Source organism: Prosthecobacter debontii (assembly GCF_900167535.1).
Taxonomy (GTDB): domain Bacteria; phylum Verrucomicrobiota; class Verrucomicrobiia; order Verrucomicrobiales; family Verrucomicrobiaceae; genus Prosthecobacter; species Prosthecobacter debontii.
On record NZ_FUYE01000045.1, the window covers coordinates 1 to 2,263 of the forward strand.

Here is a 2,263-nt window from a genome sequence, read left to right on the forward strand (position 1 = left end):
CGGGGATGTGGCTGAGCCGAGACCCGGCAGGATTTGTGGATGGCCCCAACTTGTATGCCTACGTGAAGCAGAACCCTTGGACGGCTTGGGACCCGGAGGGGTTATTGGCATTCCAAACTCACAATCCACATGCGGCGTGGAATCCGGAGATTAAAAAAATCACTGAAAGCCGTGATTACCAACAAAGCTATTGGAACACTGCGCAAGCAGGCGCGCTGGCATTTTTGATCGCACCTGTTGTTGTAGCAGCAGCTTATGCTGGCCCTGTGGTCGTGGCAAAGGAGGTGGGTGACGAAGCTTTTGATCAAGCATTTGAACATGTGACAGGCTTTCCGGCACCTCCCACAAGTATCACAGATTTAGGTCAGAAGCTTCTCAAGGAAGGAGGGGAAAAAATCACCAAGGATGTTGGTGGGCAGTCCGTGAAAAGGCTCAAAGAGCAGGCTGATAAGCTGGCTAAAAAGCTTGAAGATCGCAAACAGAACGCTCTAAGGCAGTCAGATCCTAACACAAATCCACGTCAACGAGGCCGTGATAACGAAAGGAAAGTTTTGGAAGATCGCGGTGATCAGAAGAATACGGAAACATTTTCGACCTCTCACGGTGACACTATTCCTGACTTTAATAATGCGACACAAATGGGAGATGTTAAAGATGTTAAAACACTCTCGAATACTGCGCAGATGAAAGCGCAGCGTGAAGCCGCCGCAGCTCAAGGCAAAGAACATGTTGTGGTGACAGGTGACAAGACCAACATTACAACTCCTATGCTTCAGAGTGGATCGAAATTCGAACGTCGTTCAGATATTGGCCCCAAATAAGAACTATATGACATTACCAACGCCCAAAGAAGAATGCGAGAAGCTTATGAGGGAGGTACTTCCTTTCGCGAAGCGCATGCTACACGAGCACGGGGAGTTTTTCCCCTATGGAGGAACTCTGAGCGCAGATGGTTTGATTGCCCATGTTGGCGCATCAGAAGAGGGAAATGACAGGCCCAAGTCAAAAACTTTGATTGCTTTTTTGAAAAGCCAGTTCAAGGGTTCGGCACTGAGAGGCGAGATCATTGCGAGTGCAGTAGTTTTTGATGTGCTGATTAAATCTCCAGCAAGTGGTGACAAAGTTGATGCAATTCAGATTAATCTTGACCATATGTCTGGGTACACAGCGGAGGTAATGTTCCCGTATCAATTTGTCGAAGGTACAGTGAGCTATTCCCCTCCTTTTGCGCAGAAGGGGGCGAGGGAAATCTTTCCTGTAAACAGTGAACAATGACAACCTCGAGTTTTGATGTTGTAGACGCTGGAACCCTATCGTATCGCTTGCTCTAGCGTGTGTTCTACTGAACAGTAATGACCCGTAGCAGCCACCTCATCCATGCCAGCTTCCCAAAAATAAAGCTCCGCAGCAAGCTTCTTGGTGCAGAGCTCATGAGCTTGTCACCTTACCGTCCGAACGCGTCAGTGCACGGTCCCGCCACCCTCCAGCACTGGTCCAGAGCAACTGTTAGGGGGATTTTGGTTCAGGATTTTGGTTCAGGATCTTGCACCTAGGCCCTTGCACACGAAATCAGTTAGACACGCGACCTACCCAGCTATGTCGAAGATCAACTTGTGCTGGTGATTTGGGGCGTCAAGGCTTGCCTTGTGGATCTTCGTTTTGTCGAAGTTGATAAGACCCTTTGTTCTGGGTTTTGATGCCGAAGTCGCTGACGAACCCTGACGTATGGTTTGCTCTGGAATGCGGGTTTTAAAAACCTAACAAAATGTATGTAGTCTAATTTTATCTGACTGGCGGGGGATAACCAACCCACGCTGGAAACGACCATCGACGAGGTGGTGGAGATGCTGACGGAGGACGAAGAAGCCTCGGCTTTGATCGAATGGGGGGCGTGGTCCTGGGTCGATTAGCACCTCGGCTCAGGTGCGGACTTATCTCAATGCCCACGAGACGATCGGGGCACGGATCACCGTCAATGGGGGAGGTGCAAATGTGCTGCGGGCTCGCCATGTCATGGCGTTCCATGACGGTGGAGCTAATCCGCAAGTGACCACGACGGCCTCGGATTTGGTAGCGCTTTTGGGTGCGGATGCGGCGGCGCAAGAACTGGTGGAGGTGACGGGCGCGGGCAGCACCCCGCTGCAGCCGCTGCCTCGCACGGCGTTGACGGGTGTGAAGGACAAACCGCCGATCACCAGCACGCTCAGTGACGTGGTCGCAGCGATCCAGGCACATCCACAGGCTTCCGCCCTGCTGACAGCCA

The 2,263-nt window shown here is 51.5% G+C and carries 3 protein-coding genes; all 3 read left to right on the forward strand.

The annotated features are described in order from the left end of the window. Positions 1 to 821 (forward strand): RHS repeat domain-containing protein (locus B5D61_RS25430; protein WP_139373514.1); only part of this gene is annotated, 821 nt, incomplete at its 5' end. 7 nt (positions 822 to 828) lie between these two features. Continuing rightward, on the forward strand, positions 829 to 1,275 hold the full coding sequence (locus tag B5D61_RS25435) for a hypothetical protein (protein WP_078816236.1): 447 nt from the start codon (positions 829 to 831) through the stop codon (positions 1,273 to 1,275). A 648-nt stretch (positions 1,276 to 1,923) separates the two neighbouring features. Further along, a partial coding sequence (locus B5D61_RS25440) for a hypothetical protein (protein WP_139373515.1) occupies positions 1,924 to 2,263 on the forward strand: 340 nt, incomplete at its 3' end.

Excerpts from the sequence above, each read along its gene's own strand:
- B5D61_RS25435 (WP_078816236.1), top strand. The coding sequence starts at position 829 with ATGACATTACCAACGCCCAAAGAAGAATGCGAGAAGCTTATGAGGGAG.